16 protein-coding genes are annotated in these 15,617 nt (G+C 41.1%); 11 read left to right on the top strand and 5 right to left on the bottom strand.

What is annotated here, in order from left to right; all coding sequences use genetic code 11:
* Together rmuC and WBJ10_RS02490 are read right to left on the bottom strand one after the other, a co-directional pair.
* Positions 1 to 1,289: DNA recombination protein RmuC (rmuC, locus tag WBJ10_RS02485; protein ID WP_424287971.1), on the bottom strand; the 1,289-nt coding region annotated here is incomplete at its 3' end.
* 127 nt (positions 1,290 to 1,416) lie between these two features.
* The gene (locus WBJ10_RS02490) at positions 1,417 to 2,556 is read right to left on the bottom strand and encodes an NAD(P)/FAD-dependent oxidoreductase (protein WP_424287972.1); all 1,140 of its coding nucleotides are present in this window, start codon (positions 2,554 to 2,556) and stop codon (positions 1,417 to 1,419) included.
* A 74-nt stretch (positions 2,557 to 2,630) separates the two neighbouring features.
* Between WBJ10_RS02490 and WBJ10_RS02495 the strand changes: the two genes are divergently transcribed.
* Complete coding sequence (locus WBJ10_RS02495) at positions 2,631 to 3,320, top strand: zinc metallopeptidase (protein WP_424287973.1); 690 nt, start codon at positions 2,631 to 2,633, stop codon at positions 3,318 to 3,320.
* A 61-nt stretch (positions 3,321 to 3,381) separates the two neighbouring features.
* Positions 3,382 to 4,512: a hypothetical protein gene (locus WBJ10_RS02500; RefSeq protein ID WP_424287974.1), complete on the top strand. Its 1,131-nt coding sequence runs from the start codon at positions 3,382 to 3,384 to the stop codon at positions 4,510 to 4,512.
* 7 nt (positions 4,513 to 4,519) lie between these two features.
* Here WBJ10_RS02500 and apaG read toward each other — a convergent pair whose 3' ends face one another.
* Entirely contained in the window at positions 4,520 to 4,906 is a 387-nt protein-coding gene (apaG, locus tag WBJ10_RS02505) for a Co2+/Mg2+ efflux protein ApaG (protein ID WP_424287975.1), read from the bottom strand.
* A 44-nt stretch (positions 4,907 to 4,950) separates the two neighbouring features.
* Positions 4,951 to 5,943 carry a tRNA dihydrouridine synthase DusB gene (gene dusB, locus WBJ10_RS02510; RefSeq protein ID WP_424287976.1) on the bottom strand — a complete coding sequence of 331 codons (993 nt, stop codon included), beginning with the start codon at positions 5,941 to 5,943 and terminating at the stop codon, positions 4,951 to 4,953.
* Between the two features lie 61 nt (positions 5,944 to 6,004).
* Here dusB and WBJ10_RS02515 point away from each other — a divergent pair, with 61 nt between their 5' ends.
* The 4 genes from WBJ10_RS02515 to WBJ10_RS02530 are packed head-to-tail and all read left to right on the top strand — an operon-like array spanning position 6,005 to position 9,068.
* Positions 6,005 to 6,946: a lysostaphin resistance A-like protein gene (locus WBJ10_RS02515; RefSeq protein ID WP_424287977.1), complete on the top strand. Its 942-nt coding sequence runs from the start codon at positions 6,005 to 6,007 to the stop codon at positions 6,944 to 6,946.
* Entirely contained in the window at positions 6,927 to 7,130 is a 204-nt protein-coding gene (locus WBJ10_RS02520; protein ID WP_424287978.1) for a putative signal transducing protein, read from the top strand. The genes WBJ10_RS02515 and WBJ10_RS02520 overlap by 20 nt, the downstream gene beginning before the upstream one ends.
* Positions 7,130 to 7,936 carry a phosphatidate cytidylyltransferase gene (locus WBJ10_RS02525; protein WP_424287979.1) on the top strand — a complete coding sequence of 269 codons (807 nt, stop codon included), beginning with the start codon at positions 7,130 to 7,132 and terminating at the stop codon, positions 7,934 to 7,936. Before WBJ10_RS02520 ends, WBJ10_RS02525 begins: the two co-directional genes overlap by 1 nt.
* Positions 7,937 to 7,991: 55 nt before the next feature.
* Positions 7,992 to 9,068 carry an energy transducer TonB gene (locus WBJ10_RS02530; RefSeq protein ID WP_424287980.1) on the top strand — a complete coding sequence of 359 codons (1,077 nt, stop codon included), beginning with the start codon at positions 7,992 to 7,994 and terminating at the stop codon, positions 9,066 to 9,068.
* Here the strand turns inward: WBJ10_RS02530 and mfd are convergent.
* A complete protein-coding gene (gene mfd, locus WBJ10_RS02535; protein WP_424287981.1) occupies positions 9,058 to 12,417 on the bottom strand; it encodes a transcription-repair coupling factor in 3,360 nt (1,119 codons plus the stop codon). The two genes, WBJ10_RS02530 and mfd, sit on opposite strands and share 11 nt — an antisense overlap.
* A gap of 231 nt (positions 12,418 to 12,648) precedes the next feature.
* On the opposite strand from mfd, the gene WBJ10_RS02540 reads away from it, so the two are divergent.
* From WBJ10_RS02540 to WBJ10_RS02560, 5 genes are read left to right on the top strand one after another with little or no spacing between them, the layout of a single operon-like run.
* The gene (locus tag WBJ10_RS02540; RefSeq protein WP_424287982.1) at positions 12,649 to 13,065 is read left to right on the top strand and encodes a DUF4199 family protein; all 417 of its coding nucleotides are present in this window, start codon (positions 12,649 to 12,651) and stop codon (positions 13,063 to 13,065) included.
* On the top strand, positions 13,065 to 13,385 hold the full coding sequence (locus WBJ10_RS02545) for a DUF2752 domain-containing protein (RefSeq protein ID WP_424287983.1): 321 nt from the start codon (positions 13,065 to 13,067) through the stop codon (positions 13,383 to 13,385). Before WBJ10_RS02540 ends, WBJ10_RS02545 begins: the two co-directional genes overlap by 1 nt.
* Entirely contained in the window at positions 13,360 to 13,728 is a 369-nt protein-coding gene (locus WBJ10_RS02550) for an NINE protein (RefSeq protein ID WP_424287984.1), read from the top strand. The genes WBJ10_RS02545 and WBJ10_RS02550 overlap by 26 nt, the downstream gene beginning before the upstream one ends.
* Positions 13,729 to 13,742: 14 nt before the next feature.
* Positions 13,743 to 14,840 (top strand): Nif3-like dinuclear metal center hexameric protein, encoded by a 1,098-nt coding sequence (locus WBJ10_RS02555; RefSeq protein ID WP_424287985.1) that lies wholly within the window; start codon positions 13,743 to 13,745, stop codon positions 14,838 to 14,840.
* Positions 14,840 to 15,586, top strand: coding sequence for a zinc ribbon domain-containing protein (locus WBJ10_RS02560; RefSeq protein WP_424287986.1), 747 nt, complete (start codon positions 14,840 to 14,842; stop codon positions 15,584 to 15,586). Before WBJ10_RS02555 ends, WBJ10_RS02560 begins: the two co-directional genes overlap by 1 nt.
* Positions 15,587 to 15,617: the final 31 nt, after the last annotated feature.

The following is a 15,617-nucleotide window of genomic DNA, read 5'->3' on the forward strand; positions in this document are numbered from 1 at the left end:
TTAGCCCCAAGTTTTTTTATCTTTTCGGCCGTTGTAGTCAAATTGCCTCTGCCATTTGAGAGCTTATTCAGCGCACGTTCGTAAGCATCCTGGCTCTGTTTTATATTTTTTCCAATACCGTCCATATCCCCGACAAAACCTACGAACTTATCATACATTTCTCCGCTTAAACGCGCTATTTCAATGACATTCCTGTTCTGACGTTCTTGTTTCCAGATGCTGGCTATAGTTCTCAGCGTTGCAAGGAGCGTTGAAGGGCTAACTATTACTACCCGTTTATCCCAGGCATAATTGAACAATTCGCCATCTTTCTGAACAGCAATACTGAAGCAGGATTCTATAGGGATAAAAAGCATGACAAAGTCGGGTGAATTAATATTATAGAGCTCGCTATAATTCTTAGAAGAAAGATCATTTATATGGCTCCTGATCGATGCGATATGCTGGCGCGTGAAAAGGTCAGTGTCCTCAGCGCTGTCGCAGTTAACCAGCCGCTCGTATGCAATCAATGATACTTTGGCATCAACGATTAAATGTTTATCATCCGGTAAGTCTATAACGACATCCGGTTGAAACCGGGCTCCGTCAGAAACCTGCAGACTTGCCTGAACACGGTACTCCTGGTCTTTCATTAAACCTGAGCGCTCAAGGACCCTTTCGAGTATCATCTCACCCCAATTTCCCTGCTTTTTGTTATCGCCTTTGAGGGCCTTAGTCAGGTTTTGAGTTTCCTGATTCATCAAATTAGTCTGCTCCATCAGCTGGCTGATGTGTCCTTTGAGCACATTACGTTCATCGGATTCGGCTTTATATACCTTATCAACTTTTTCCTCAAAAGCTTTGATATTTTCTTTCAGGGGGTTTAACAGTATATCCAGCTTAGTACGGTTCTGCTCGGTGAATTTGTTCGTCTTTTCTTCCAGTATCCGGGATGCAATCAGCTCAAAATCCTTATTAAACTTCTCCTGGTTGTTTTTTATTTCCAGCTTCTGTTCTTCAATCTTCTCCTGCTGTGCCTTATAATAGGAACGCGTCCCTTCCAGAGATTGCATTGCATCCTCCAACCTTTGGCGTTCAGTAACTAATTGAGATTTTAGATCTTCAGACTCCGATTTAAAGTTCTCTGACCGTTCTTCAGCTTTAGCACATCGTATTTTCAGTTCTTCATTTTCAGTTTTCAGGCTGTTTAGCTCCTCCAACGAAACACCGGCCTTTCCGGAGTTTTTATTAAAAAAGAAAAGGATTATTAGTAAAAGAAGCGCTGCTCCGAGAAGATAAGAAATATCCATTGCTAAAAATTTTATCAAAAATACAATTTTTGATACTTATCAGTAAGTGAGGAAAAATCAAATAAAACTAATGGTTTTTGCAGGGGTAGTGGTAGGTCTGGGATATATCAAGACCTTAATCAGACCCTTAATCAGGCATTACCAATTGAGCTACTTGCTCACCCAGCAAGCTTCCAATAGCAACACCCATCCCGCTGCAGCGGGCAGCACAATAAACACCAGGCCGAACTTCCCTGACAATGGGTTTAAGTTCCGGACCGAATCCCATCACCCCGCTCCATCTATGTTCTATTTTTGGCTTTGTTCCGAAAAGAATGTTTTCATGCAAAAGTTCCTCAAGCGCGGTTTGAATTACGTCGGTGATACCAGGCTCTGTGGTCTGCTCTGCATCTTTATCCAGATTTCGAAAGCCGCCTAAAAGAATACGATTTTCAATGTTACGGAAATAGGTATAGCCGCGATTATAATGAAATGCACCTCTCACACTTAAATTTTTAATTGGTTCGGTGACCAACACCTGGCCACGACCCGGAATAATTTCGAGTTCGGGGAGTAATTCATGAGCAAACGCGTTTGTAGCTACAATAAGCAACTTAGATTTAAAATTGCCCTGACTTGTTTTTATTATATGATTTCCAGCCTCTCCTTCAAATTGATGTACTCTGCAGGAATTAAATATTTGTACCCCCATGCCCGCGACTTTAGAAATAAGCGCAGTCATCATTCTCCCTGAATCTATCTGCCCTTCATATTTATTTTCTATCAGGTATTCTATACCAGAAAACCCGAAATCGGCAATTTTAGCATTCGCCTCTGCATAAATGTCATGTTTTCCAATAATGGGTTTTAATAGTCGGTTTAGATGCTGGATTTCCTCCATACATTCGATAGCAAATACCTTTTCCGATCTTTTGAATATTTCGTAACCACCGAACTGCTTAAAGCGAATTGACTTGTCGCCGAGGTTTTTACGAAGCCTGGAAAGTCCCTTCCATCTCATCTCAACCAATGAGAGAAAGTTTTCTTCTCCTTCGTATTTAATTTCATCAACAGCCTCAGAAACACTGCCGAAGCAAGCAAAACCGGCATTTTTTGTACTTGCGCCGCTGGGAAGAAAACCAGATTCTAAAACACCAATCTGAAGGGCTGGGTGTTTGGCTTTCAATTTTAAGGCGCTGCTTAGACCAACGATACCGCTGCCTATTATGATCACATCAAAACCTAAAAGAAATGACTTCTGTTCCCAATAAGAAAAACTTTGCCCCATGTATTTTAAAGGTAAATTATTTGTGATTAATTTTATTCGGAATAGTTATTGAATAAACCTTACAAAAAAAGACTATGGGACTTATATTAATGATAGTTATTGCTGTAATTAGTTTTGCAGTTCAATGGCGCTTTAAAAGCAAATTTAAACAATACTCCGAAATGCCGCTTGGATCGGGCATAAGCGGAAAAGATATAGCGGAGAAAATGCTCAATGATAATGGAATTTCTAACGTTCAGGTTATCTCTGTTGAGGGACAATTGACTGACCATTATAATCCCTCTGACAGAACGGTTAATCTTAGTCCGGAAGTTTATCTCGGGCGGAGTGTAGCAGCAGCAGCAGTTGCAGCTCATGAATGCGGTCATGCTGTACAACACGCTAAAGCTTACAGCTGGCTTAAGTTCAGATCTGCTGTGGTACCAGCAGTTAACATTGCTTCCAAGATAACGCAGTGGGCTTTGATGATTGGTGTGGTGCTTCTTATAACTTCTGGCAATATCATCGTTCTTGCAGTCGGAGTTGGCGCACTTGCCTTAGTAACGATTTTCGCTTTCATTACGCTTCCGGTTGAGTTTGATGCAAGTAACAGGGCTTTAGCATGGCTGCAAACCAACCGGGGTATCATGCAGACTGAAGTCGAAAATGATCAGGCAAAGGATGCCTTATGGTGGGCTGCTATGACTTATGTTGTTGCTGCTTTAGGTTCTTTAGCCACTTTGGTCTACTATGCCAGTATGCTAATGGGGCGCAGAGACGAATAATATCTGCGTACCATTTCCGAAATTCTATTGAGCCAGGCCAACCAGCCTGGCTTTTTAGTGCATGATCAAACCCCTTGCGTACTCGTTTGTTATTCAACCAAACCTTCCAATAATGAATAGAGTCCCAAGTCTGATAAACCCGGTTATTCGATACGAGAATAACCCGATACTTACATGTGCCAATGTAAACAAGGCATGGGTCGAGCCGCAGCTACAAACCATTACCGTTCATAATGCTGGGATTACCGAATTCGAAGGTAGTGTAATCATGCTTTTCAGGTCGCATTTGAGAAATGGCATTTCTGTGCTGGGAATTGCAAGAAGCCGGAATGGGCTCGACAACTGGGAGGTAGATAGTGAGCCTGCGCTGGTGCCATGCTCAAAAACCGCTCTTTTTGCCGAAGGGACAAATATTGAACAGCTTATTGAAAATGAACAAGGCGGCCTCGAAGATGCGAGAATTTCCAAAATTGGCGACACTTACTTAATAACTTATAGCGCTTATCACGCTTCAATAGCCCATCGGGTGAGAGTTTCGTTGATCAGCACCAAAGACTTTAAAACTTATCTGAGACATGGGCCTTTGCTGGAAACAGATATGAGGAACGTGGTGATCTTTCCGGAGAAAATTGGTGGAAAGTATTATGGTTTTTTCCGTCCAAACGACCGTACGGAACAGCATATTGGGGGTATATTTAAACAGATCCAAATCGGATCAACAGATAAATGGGAGAAATCGGACTGGCAAATCCGGAAAGAGCCGATAATATTACAAAGCGACGGCCCAAGCAGCTTTTCAGATAAAATAGGACCCGGAGCGCCGCCAATAAAAACCAGGCACGGCTGGTTAAATATTTTCCACGGAGTAAGAAGTACTATGGACGGTAACCCCTATGTGTTGGGAGTTGCTTTGCACGATTTAGAAGACCCTACGCGGGTCAAAGTGTCAAATATACCAATCCTTTTTCCTTCGAAAGCTGACTGCAGGGTGCCTGAGCATGCATATGTTCATGTACCTAACGTCGTTTTTTGCTGCGGTGCTTTGCGACAAGACAACGGAGAAATATGGATTTATTATGGGGGTAATGATACAGTTATGAACGTGGGAATTTCCCATGAAGATGTTCTGGCGGAGCTGTGTCAAAAGTATGGTCAGGATGCAGACACAGGAATACCACTTTACGAATTATAAAACTTAGTTAGTTGAGTTTATAAGGTGCGATTAAATAAAACTCGGGAATATTCACTCTGAATTTAACACCGTCGACTGTTCTCTCCATTTCATAAGAACCCTTCATACTTCCGATATCAGTTTTTAGATTACATCCCGAAACATATTCATGATGGTCACCAGGTTCAATAACAGGTTGCTGCCCTACAACCCCTTCACCTTCAACTTCTCTGTTAGTTCCATTTGAATCGAAAATATGCCAATGACGATTGAGCAACTGCACTGTGTTCTCAGTAAGATTTTCAATATTTACTCGGTAGGCGAACATAAAATGATCATTAGCCGGATTTGAATATTCAGGCTGGTAAATAGTTTCTACCGATATTTTAACTCCATCAGTAATTTTGGTTACCATAATCATTTGGGTTTGAGAGGACAATATAAAAATAAACCCAATAATTAGGCCATTTCTATTTGAAATCGTTCGTTTATCTCATCTAATGTTGAATGAATATCTTGGATGTTTTCAAGTGAAACTAATTTCATTCGATATTCCTTGAAATCCGGCAGGCCTTTAAAGTAATTAGCATAGTGTCTTCTCATTTCAAACACCCCGGTTTTTTCACCTTTCCAAAGAATAGATTTTTCGAAATGAGTCCGGCAAACATCCACTCTTTCTGATATCGTCGGTTCGGGAAGATACTCTCCTGTCGCAAAGAAATGTTTTATCTCCCGAAATATCCAGGGGTATCCGATAGCAGCTCGTCCGATCATAATACCGTCTATTTCGTATTCCAAACGCCAGTCTGCCGCTTTTTCGATTGAGTTAACATCGCCATTTCCGAAAATGGGAATTTTTATTCGGGGGTTTTGTTTGATTTCGCGTATCAGTGTCCAATCAGCCTCACCTTTATACATTTGCGCCCTGGTTCTGCCATGAATCGTTAATGCTTGGATCCCAACATCTTGCAGACGCTCCGCCACTTCATAAACATTCTTAGTATTATCGTCCCATCCAAGCCTTGTTTTCACTGTGACAGGCAGGTGGGTGGCTTCAACTACGGCCCTTGTCATAAGCACCATTCTATCGATGTCCTGCAAAAGACTTGCTCCCGCACCCCGACAAGCTACATTTTTGACAGGGCAACCATAATTGATATCGATTAGATCCGGATTTGCAGCGCTAGCTATTTTGGTGGCTTCGCGCATCGAGTCTATTTCACTTCCAAAAATCTGGATCCCGATTGGCCGTTCATATTCAAAAATATCCAATTTAGCAACGCTTTTCGCAGCGTCGCGAATCAGTCCTTCGGAGGAAATAAATTCTGTATACATCATATCCACACCATTTTGTTTACAAACAAAACGAAATGGCGGGTCGCTTACATCCTCCATAGGAGCAAGCAGGAGGGGAAACGCCCCTAAATCAATATTTCCAATCTTAACAGACATTAGCTATCTTTCAGCCCTGTAACAAGCTTTCAAAAGGCAAAATTACAAATAATTAACCAGTATGCTCCAACCCGCGTCAACACAACGTCATCCTTTTGTATCTCTGCTTTTACTTCTCCTGCTCATGTTTGCAGGGGCCGTGGTTTTTATGCTTATCGCATTCATTGCTGTGATAGCAATTTATGGGATGAAGGAAATGGTCAACGCTTCGACCGGAATGGCCTCCTCCATTGAAATAATTAAACTTCTTCAGCTTTTTATCTCTACCGGAATGTTCGTTGTCCCGGCCTTATTTTTTGCCCGTCTTGAAAGTACCGATTGGATATCATATCTGAAATTAAAGGGTTTTCCGCTAATTCTTCTATTGTTAACATTCCTGATAATGCTTAGCTCCGGTCCGATGCTTGAACTCAGTGCTGAGCTTAATAAAAGCATGAAATTACCGGCCTTTTTGAAAGGCCTGGAGGAATGGATGCTAGGTAAGGAGCTTGAGATGGCAGAAATGACTAAACAGTTGTTGAAAATGAATACGATGGGTGTTTTAGCATTCAACATTCTGATGCTAGCCATCATTCCGGCTTTGGGGGAAGAACTTATCTTCAGGGGCTGCCTTCAAAAAATATTTGCACGATGGACAGGCAATAAGCATATAGCTATTTGGGTCACGGCAATAGTTTTTAGCGCCATACACGTGCAGTTCTATGGATTCCTTCCTAGAATGTTGTTGGGAGCACTCTTCGGATATTTGTTAATTTGGAGCGAAACGATTTGGATACCAATTCTAGCACACTTTTTGAATAACGCTGTTGCAGTTATGACAGCGTATGTTTATCAGAGACAAGGTATTTCACTCGATAAGCTAGATCAGCCAGACCCCGTAGCTTTTTATGTTTATATCTTAAGTTTTATTGCCTGCAGTGGCTTGATATGGATTTTTTATACTACCTCGCTTAAATATGGACTAAGTTTTTCTAGACGGACAGATGGAAGCGGGTTGGATTAAAATTTATACAGCGGCAGATTTTTTTAAATCGGAACTTGTAAGACAGGTGCTCATTGATAATGAGATCGAAGCGATTATTATGAATAAACAGGGGTTTCCGTATCGAATTGGCGAAGTTGAAGTCTATATCCATGAGAACAATTTTCAAAAAGCATTGGAAATAATCATTCAGAACGAACTCTAATGAAAACGCGGGCGGTAACAGGATTTTTCTTTGTCGGGGTGATGCTTGCATCGGTGCTTCTTGGAGCATATGCATTTACACTGTTTTTTTTAATTCTTAGTGGCTTATGTACTGAAGAATTTTATAAGCTCGTAACCACGAGTGAAGTGAAACCACAGAAACGATGGGGTTTAGCACTAGTGATAAGCATATATCTTCCACTAAGTATGTATTTTTTCCAGGGTGAGCCGCTTATAAACATGCTCATTTGTGTCCCGGTTACGATAATGATCATTGTGGCGGAACTTTACAGGAAGCATCCTCATCCATTTCATAATATTTCTTACACCATTTTCGGAGTCATTTTTTCAGCAGTGCCCTTTTGTTTTTTTTATGCAAGTGCTTTCGTGGATGGCGAATATTCCTTTCATTATCCTCTTGCTTTCCTGATTTTATTATGGTCAAGCGATACAGGCGCTTATCTTTTCGGAATCACACTTGGAAAACATCGCTTGTTTGAACGCCATTCACCGAAAAAGACCTGGGAAGGTTTTGTCGGAGGGATGATAACCAGTATGCTAGCCGCTTTTATAATTTCTATGTATTTCAACGAATTGGCACTTGTCCAATGGCTGGGGATGGCAGTTATAATAGTTACGGCAGGAACTCTGGGCGATCTTTCTGAATCCATGCTAAAAAGAAGCCTGTCTACAAAAGATTCAGGCTCATTCTTACCAGGACATGGTGGTTTATTGGATCGTTTTGACGGATTATTGCTTGCTGCGCCACTCGTATTTGTATATTTGCAGTTCGTACAAACTTCCTGATCAAAAATACAGAACATTCACAGAATGTTGATGAACTTCTCAGATAGAATCTGATATGATAAAAGAGCCGACAGATCCACAGCAAGAGGTTATAGAAGGGGATATCAAAATAGATAAATCCTTGCTGTATATGGGCATCGGCCTGGGCATTATCATTCTAGTAATGGGCTACCTTACTCTTTTTGTGGATGACATTAACGGACTATTTTCTAAAAAGCAGGAGGTTGTTGCCGTTATAGATGATAACTCTGATGCTTTAAACGCAAATGCCAATATGAACGATTCTGAAGTCAGGACTTCGCTGATTAAGTTTATCGAGGCTTTTTATACAGATCAACGCCGCGGATATTTTGATCCCCCAAGCTATTTTTCGCCAATAACACGCACCTATTTTAATTATCATAACCTCACCTATAAGCGTTTAAAGAATCTGTACTATAAGCGAAAGTCAGATATGAAGAATTTCCACCTTCAATGGGTTGTTTCATCGCTGGAGTACAATAGAAATGGTGCTGAGCTTGTCGCAACTTACTGGGCAAGTATAAATTATTTAAGGCCTTCGAAAAATAAAGAGGAGTCAGCGGACGTGAAGTATGAAATGACAATTAACGAGGAAGGCAAAATCAGTTCCCTACGTGAAGTGGAAATAAGGAATTTTGTTTCGGTTGATTTGGATGAATATCTCGATAGTACAATGGGAGAAGAAACTGGATGGGAACCTGATGACATTAAGCCTGTCGATAACTCAACTGTACCGCCAGCTACGGCACCTGCTGAGAATGTAAACCCAGAGGCCCGCTATGAGGGCAAGTTATATGACCTTGGGACTGTGGAAACCGCTCCAGAATATCCGGGTGGAACAAAAGCACTGGCGAGGTACCTGGGCTCGGCTTTACGTTATCCGGCGAAAGCCAGGGAGAATAAAACGGAAGGAAAGGTCTACATTGGTTTTATAGTAGAAAAAAACGGCACACTCACCGATTTCAAAGTGATAAAAGGCATTGGCGACGGTTGTGATGAAGAAGCTATCCGTGTACTAAAACTTTCCACTGAATGGAAACCGGGATTAGCTGATGGTAAACCTGTAAGGACCTCTTATGTGCAGCCGATTACTTATCAAATTAATGAATAAAAGGTTCTGCCAAGGCAATTTCCTGTAGCATCTCTATCGCCATTTCCAACGTGCTTACGTGTTCAATGGCCAGACGCAACGAGTTTTTAACTTCTTTTAAATTGCAAACTCTTGGATGTGACTGAACAAATTGCAGAACCCTGCCAAATTGTTCCGTTTCGTAGTAAGGTGATTGTTGATTGCTGATAAAATATCCCCTTAAAACACCTTTTTTGAACGTAATCTTTTCAAAACCGATCATCTTGCCAAGCCATTGTAAGCGCCAGGTATTAATTAGTTCGTCAACCTGGAATGGTACGGGCCCAAAGCGATCAACAAGTTTTTGTCTGAAAGCGTCCAATTCTATTTCATTCTCAATGTTGGATAGCTCGGTATACAGATTATACCGCTCGGCAATGTTGGTTACATATTCATCGGGAATCATAACCTCCAGGTCAGTATCAACCTGGGTAAAGGATATAAATGGTCTTGGTTTTTCCTCGGTGAACAAGTTCTTAAACTCAGCATCCTTTAATTCCTGTATCGCTTCGTCCAGGATCTTATGATACATTTCAAAGCCTATTTCTGCTATGAACCCGCTTTGTTCGGCTCCCAGAAGGTTTCCGCTTCCGCGGATATCCAGATCGCGCATGGCGACGTTAAATCCGCTGCCTAAGTCGGAAAATTCTTCTATCGCGCTAAGCCGTTTCCGAGCTTCGTTGGTGAGGGTTGAAAGAGGAGGACTTAATAAATAGCAAAACGCCTTTTTGTTGGAACGCCCTACCCGACCACGCATCTGATGGAGGTCGCTCAAACCAAACATATGAGCATGATTGATAAGGATGGTATTTGCGTTAGCGATGTCAAGCCCGGCTTCAATGATGGTGGTGGCTACAAGCACATCATACTCACCCGAAACGAATTTGAGCATGACATCTTCGAGAGCATCGCCTTCCAGCTGCCCGTGCGCTATTCCAATCCGCGCTTTTGGAACAAGCGTATTGATAAGACCGCCGAGCTGCATTAAATCTTGTACTCTGTTGTGTATAAAAAACACCTGGCCGCCACGGTCGATTTCATATTCGACAGCTTCTTTTATAAGCTTTTCGTTAAAAACATGCAATTCCGTTAGAACGGGTTGCCGGTTAGGAGGCGGTGTGCTGATTATACTCAGGTCTCGTGCCCCCATTAATGAAAAGTGAAGAGTACGCGGAATTGGCGTTGCCGTAAGAGTCAGGGTATCTACATTCGCTCGAAACTGTTTAAGTTTTTCCTTGACACTTACTCCGAACTTTTGTTCTTCATCGATAATCAGCAAGCCAAGATCTTTAAACTTCACGTCCTTACTAACGATGCGGTGAGTACCTATTATGATGTCGACCTTTCCCTCGGCCAGTTTTTGAAGAGTTTCCTTGATTTGTTTGGCTGATTTGAAACGGTTGATATAGTCGATGGTGCAAGGGAAATCAGCCAATCGGGAGGTAAAGGTTTTATAATGCTGCAAAGCAAGGATGGTTGTAGGAACCAGAATGGCAACCTGTTTGCTATCTGCTACTGCCTTAAAGGCCGCGCGTATCGCTATTTCAGTTTTTCCAAAGCCTACATCACCGCAAACAAGCCGATCCATTGGATGCGGGGACTCCATATCTTTTTTTACATCAGCGGTAGCTTTTACCTGATCCGGAGTATCCTCATAAATAAAAGACGCCTCCAATTCCGTCTGTAAATAAGTGTCAGGTAGAAATGCAGTACCCGTTTGTGCCTTCCGAATCGCGTAAAGCTTTATCAGGTCCCGGGCTATATCCTTAACTTTTTTTTTAGTTGTTTTTTTAAGCTTGTCCCATACGTCTGTCCCAAGTTTGTTCATTTTAGGAACGGTGCCATCCTTACCGGAATACTTGGAAATACGGTTTAGAGAATTGATGTTTACATAAAGCAAATCATTATCGGCATATACAAGCCGGATCATTTCCTGCGAGCGACCGTTGACATCAACTTTTTCAAGGCCGGCATACTTACCAATACCATGGTCAATATGGGTGATGAAGTCTCCAGGTTTTAAATCACGAAGCTCTTTTAAGGTAATCGCCTGAGAGCGTGTATAACCCTTTTTTAGCTTGTATTTATAGTATCTGTCAAAAATTTGATGATCCGTATAACAGGCTAGCTTTTGGCCATGATCTATAAACCCTTCCCGGAGAGAAAGATGTACAGGTTTAAACTTTACGGTAGGATCAATATCTTCGAAAATGCTGTAAAGTCGTTCGATTTGCTTGGATGAATCTGTGAAAATCAGATTTTCCAAACCGGCCTTTTCGTTTTCTTTGAAGTTATGTATAAGAAGGTTGAAATCTTTATTAAAAGAAGGCTGGGGTTTTATGTCAAGAGATATTGTTGCACTAGGCTCATAGAAAAATTGCTTGCCAAATTCAACAATTGCAAAATCCCGTAACTGGTCTGCCAGGAGTTTTTCATCAGAAAAATTAAACTTTGGATCAATCCATTGGGGATTCTGATTTTTATCAGCAGCTGGTAAAGCCTTCCAAAACTCGACTGCTTTTTTATAGCCGTCTTTTATTATATCAAGCGTAAACTGAACATCTTTAAACCAAACCAGGGTGTCTTTTTCGATATACTCGAGTAGGGAAATATTGTGATCGGTAAGAAATTTCGATTGGACGTTAGGGACAATGGTTATGCTCTTAACCTGCTCAACAGATAGCTGATCCTCAATTTCGAATGTTCTGATGCTTTCAATAAAATCGCCGAAAAACTCAACCCGGTAGGGAAGGTCGTGCGAAAAAGAATAGATATCTACAAGTCCTCCCCGAACAGAAAATTGTCCCGGCTCATATACAAAATCAACCCGTTCGAAATCATATTCGACCAAAAATTCGTTGATAAACTCTATACTTAGCTTATTTCCTGTTGATATCTCCAGTGTATTTTTCTCAAGTGCATCGCGGTCGATCACCTTCTCTGCTAATGCTTCCGGATAGGTGACAATAATTTTCCCGAATTCGCTGGAGTGAATAAGTTCATTCAGGACTTCGGCTCGCTGGAGAACATTACTGCTATCGACTTGTGTAAATTCAAATGATTTTCGAAAGGAAGAAGGGAAGAGAAGTACTTCCTTTTCCAGAAGGTTTTCAAGGTCGCTTAGGAAATAGGCCGCCTCTTCACGCTCAGGCAGTACGAAAATCATATGCCTGTGTTGAAGAAAATATAATGCAGTTGCAAGCACCGAATCGCTTGATCCGATGAGACCTTTTAAATGGACCCGTTGATTTCCGCCGGTTTTAAGGGCGTCTGCCAGGCTGGCTACGCGGGGATCCGATTTATACTGATTTAAAATATCCCGGATAGTCACACTCTGATTTTCGGTGGCAAATATACAAGTAAACCCAATAAGGAGGAAGATAGTGTGGATCCAAGGACGTATTTTTTTTATTTAATGCTGTATAAAAAAAGTATCTTTAATAGAATTCGCTGTTCTATAGAGTTAAAACATAGTTGAATTGGCTATGAATGGAAAAAAACAGTTATTAGGTTTAGGTGTTAGATAAACAGTAAACATAGTTGAAACCTAAACACGAAAATCATGAAGAATGCAGTCAAATACGGTATAATTGTAGGTGTCTTCAGCGGTATATGGATCTTGATAATGCACTTTTCAGGAGTTTATGCACAAGACGCTTCAGGTGAAACTAATAACATGGAATGGATGGAATGGGCATCAATGCTGATCCCCGCTATAGGTTTATACCTGGGTATCAAAAACTATCGTGATCATTTCTCAGACGGAAAAATGGAGTTCTTTGAAGGACTTTTTGAGGGTTTCAAGATTATCATCATCGGTGGTGTTATAGCAGCCTTTTTCGCGATAGTTTATGTACAATTAAATGCAAGTGCCGCGAATACTGATTATATGTATAGAATTACAGCAGCAGTACTTATTGGTATTTTGTTCAATCTTGCCATTTCTCTTATGTTAATGAATAAACAGAAGCATTTATAATGTTAAGAAACTGGCCCACGGAACTGCTTATCTGGTCTGGGGCCATTATTTTATTTAGTCTTTCATATCCGCAGGCTTCCAATCACTTCACGCTCTGTCCAATCGATAACATTGGCTTTTACTGGTGTCCCGGGTGCGGGCTCGGCCGATCAATAAGCTATTTTCTCCATGGAGATTTAATTCTATCCATCAGACAGCATTGGTTTGGAATACCGGCAACGGGAATCCTAATTTTCAGGATAGTGCAATTATTAAATAAATTCGCATTAAATTTAATGAGCACAAAAAATATTTATGATGGAAAAAGATCTGCTCATTAACTTGCGGGGTATGAACCCGGAGGAATACTCTTATCTTCAGCAAGTAATGGCTGGCCTGGACGAACGACAGGCACAAAACTTCGTTATGTTTTACAGTGGGAAGCGCAAAAGTCCGCAGGATATCCTATTGTTTACAATTTTGGGCTTCCTCGGTATTGCCGGTATCCAGCGTTTTGTTGTCGGCCAGATGGGAATGGGTATTCTCTATATTTTGACAGCAGGTCTTTGTTTTATCGGAACTATTGTTGATGTCATCAATCATAAATCTATCGCCATTGATTATAACCAAAAAGCTGCTTACGAAAGTTTACAGATGGTTAAGATGATGGCACCGACCGCATAGGTTGGAACATTAATATGAAACTTCGGGAATTAACTAATTTTCTAGAAACGCTCGCCCCTCTGGCCTATCAGGAGGACTATGATAACTCTGGTTTAATCGTGGGCGAACCGAACCAGGATATCAACGGGGCAATTATTTCGCTTGACTGTACAGAAGCCATCCTGGACGAAGCAATCACTCATGGTTACAACCTGGTAATCTCACACCATCCCATAGTTTTTAAAGGTTTAAAAAAATTTAATGGAAAGAATTATGTAGAGAGAGTGGTGATGAAGGCTATTAAAAATGGCGTAGCTCTTTATGCAATCCACACTAATTTTGACAACGTCCTCGATGGGGTTAATAAGAAGATTTGTGATAAACTTGGGGTAATACAGCCCAGAATTCTTAAGCCACGGAATGGCGAGTTAAAAAAGTTAGTGACTTTTTGTCCTGAAAAGGATGCGGAGAGAGTTCGTAATGCAATGTTCAACGCTGGCGGTGGATGGATAGGAGATTATTCGGAGTGCAGTTATAATTCCGAGGGCTTGGGAACATTTAAAGCGGGTGAAGGAGCAGAGCCGTATGTAGGAGAGATCGGCAGAAGGCATAGCGAACCAGAAATCCGGATTGAGATTATCTATCCAGGTTATATTGAGCGGAAACTTCTGGCCGCGCTCATCGAAGCTCACCCCTATGAGGAAGTGGCATATGATCTTTACCCGCTTAGCAACTCTTATCAACATGTTGGTTCCGGGATGATTGGAAACCTTGAGAATGATTATGATGAACTGGAATTTTTAACGTTCGTTAAACAAAAACTTAACGCGAAGGTAATCAGACACACCGCTGTGACAGGCAAAAAGATTAGGAGAGTAGCAGTTTGTGGAGGGTCGGGTAGTTTTCTTTTAAACAACGCCATCTCAGCTGGCGCAGATATTTTTATCACCGCAGATTTTAAATATCACGAGTTTTTCGATGCCGAAGAAAAACTGATCATTGCGGATGTGGGACATTTTGAAAGTGAGCAGTTTACGCAGGAACTATTGTTAGAATTAATTACAGAAAAATTTCGTAACTTTGCCCTCCGTTTAACAACACAAAACACAAACCCCATAAATTATTTGATTTAATGGAACAAACAGTAGAAGAGAAATTAAAGGCCTTATTCGAACTCCAAACCCTTCATACACAGATCGACAAAATTCGTCAGACACGTGGCGAGCTTCCTATGGAAGTTGCTGATCTTGAGGATGAAGTAGCTGGTTTAGAGACACGGATACAAAAAATAAAAGCTGAACTTGATGAGCTTGAGGATTCGATTGTAACCCGTAAGAACATGATTAAGGAAGCACTAGCTGCAACTAAGAAGTATGAAACTCAGTTGGGCGATGTGAAGAACAACCGCGAATACGATGCCATTTCTAAAGAAGTCGAAATTCAGGGTTTAGAGATCCAGGTGTCAGAAAAAAAGATCAAAGAGCATACTTTTGAGATTCAAAATAAGACTGAAGTTTACGAAAAAGCTTTAGCTAACATTACTGAACGTAAAAAGGATCTTGAAATTAAGAAAGCCGAACTTGATACTATAACTGCAGAAACCGAAAAGGAGGAAGCAAGCATCATTAAAAAAGCTGATGAGGCAGAGAAACATATCGAAGAACGTTTGTTAATTGCTTATAACCGCTTACGCGACAATGCTAAGAACGGCCTTGCAGTTGTAACTATTCAGCGTGACTCATGTTCTGGTTGTTTTAACCAAATTCCACCTCAAAGACAATTAGACATTCGTCAGCGCAAGAGAATTATCGTTTGCGAGCATTGCGGTCGAATTTTAGTCGATGAAGGGTTCGCTTTGGAAGAAGCCCCTAGCGCTTAAGATATAAAACATAAAAAAAGCGATCAGATAT

This window comes from Daejeonella sp., from assembly GCF_049655485.1.
Lineage (GTDB): Bacteria > Bacteroidota > Bacteroidia > Sphingobacteriales > Sphingobacteriaceae > Daejeonella.

Coding starts and splice junctions, on each gene's coding strand:
- WBJ10_RS02515 (WP_424287977.1), top strand. CDS start 6,005: ATGCTCCAACCCGCGTCAACACAACGTCATCCTTTTGTATCTCTGCTT.
- WBJ10_RS02530 (WP_424287980.1), top strand. CDS start 7,992: ATGATAAAAGAGCCGACAGATCCACAGCAAGAGGTTATAGAAGGGGAT.
- WBJ10_RS02520 (WP_424287978.1), top strand. CDS start 6,927: ATGGAAGCGGGTTGGATTAAAATTTATACAGCGGCAGATTTTTTTAAA.
- WBJ10_RS02495 (WP_424287973.1), top strand. CDS start 2,631: ATGGGACTTATATTAATGATAGTTATTGCTGTAATTAGTTTTGCAGTT.
- dusB (WP_424287976.1), bottom strand. CDS start 5,943: ATGTCTGTTAAGATTGGAAATATTGATTTAGGGGCGTTTCCCCTCCTG.
- WBJ10_RS02490 (WP_424287972.1), bottom strand. CDS start 2,556: ATGGGGCAAAGTTTTTCTTATTGGGAACAGAAGTCATTTCTTTTAGGT.
- WBJ10_RS02500 (WP_424287974.1), top strand. CDS start 3,382: ATGATCAAACCCCTTGCGTACTCGTTTGTTATTCAACCAAACCTTCCA.
- WBJ10_RS02545 (WP_424287983.1), top strand. CDS start 13,065: ATGTTAAGAAACTGGCCCACGGAACTGCTTATCTGGTCTGGGGCCATT.
- WBJ10_RS02540 (WP_424287982.1), top strand. CDS start 12,649: ATGAAGAATGCAGTCAAATACGGTATAATTGTAGGTGTCTTCAGCGGT.
- WBJ10_RS02525 (WP_424287979.1), top strand. CDS start 7,130: ATGAAAACGCGGGCGGTAACAGGATTTTTCTTTGTCGGGGTGATGCTT.
- apaG (WP_424287975.1), bottom strand. CDS start 4,906: ATGGTAACCAAAATTACTGATGGAGTTAAAATATCGGTAGAAACTATT.
- WBJ10_RS02550 (WP_424287984.1), top strand. CDS start 13,360: ATGATGGAAAAAGATCTGCTCATTAACTTGCGGGGTATGAACCCGGAG.
- WBJ10_RS02560 (WP_424287986.1), top strand. CDS start 14,840: ATGGAACAAACAGTAGAAGAGAAATTAAAGGCCTTATTCGAACTCCAA.
- WBJ10_RS02555 (WP_424287985.1), top strand. CDS start 13,743: ATGAAACTTCGGGAATTAACTAATTTTCTAGAAACGCTCGCCCCTCTG.